1 protein-coding gene is annotated in these 393 nt (G+C 36.1%); it reads left to right on the top strand.

All coding sequences use genetic code 11. The features are described from left to right. Positions 1-162: 162 nt before the first annotated feature. Positions 163-393, top strand: a 231-nt coding sequence (locus LJE08_RS13845; protein WP_217255786.1) for a transposase, incomplete at its 3' end; no start/stop codon positions are given.

Genomic DNA, 393 nt, shown 5'->3' with positions numbered 1-393 from the left:
CAGACTGTTGACAAAGTGACTGTCGACAGTCTTTTTAAAATCTGATAGAATATCTGTGGCAGAAACGTACTTCATAAACCCAAAAATAGTCGACGTTTCTGCCATTTATTATGCCAAAAATGATATAATTATAGAGGGTTTATGGAGGATATCGCAATGGCAATGACTAACAGAAACAATGCAAAATTAGATTGCATGATTTACTATACATTAGATGAATTAGTACCACAGGATCATTTGGTTCGTAAGATGGAGGAAGCTCTTGATTTTCGGTTTATTTATCCGAAAGTTCAGCATCTTTACAGTCGTCACGGCAGACCGAGTATCGATCCCGTGGTTCTTTTTAAAATGCTTATCATAAATATCGTGTTTGGAATCAATTCTATGCGCAAG

It is taken from the genome of Holdemanella sp. DFI.5.55, assembly GCF_020593575.1.
GTDB classification, from domain to species: domain Bacteria; phylum Bacillota_I; class Bacilli_A; order Erysipelotrichales; family Erysipelotrichaceae; genus Holdemanella; species Holdemanella hominis.
The sequence above is the reverse complement of the archived record's forward strand: the minus strand, read 5'-3'. Positions and strand labels throughout refer to the sequence as shown.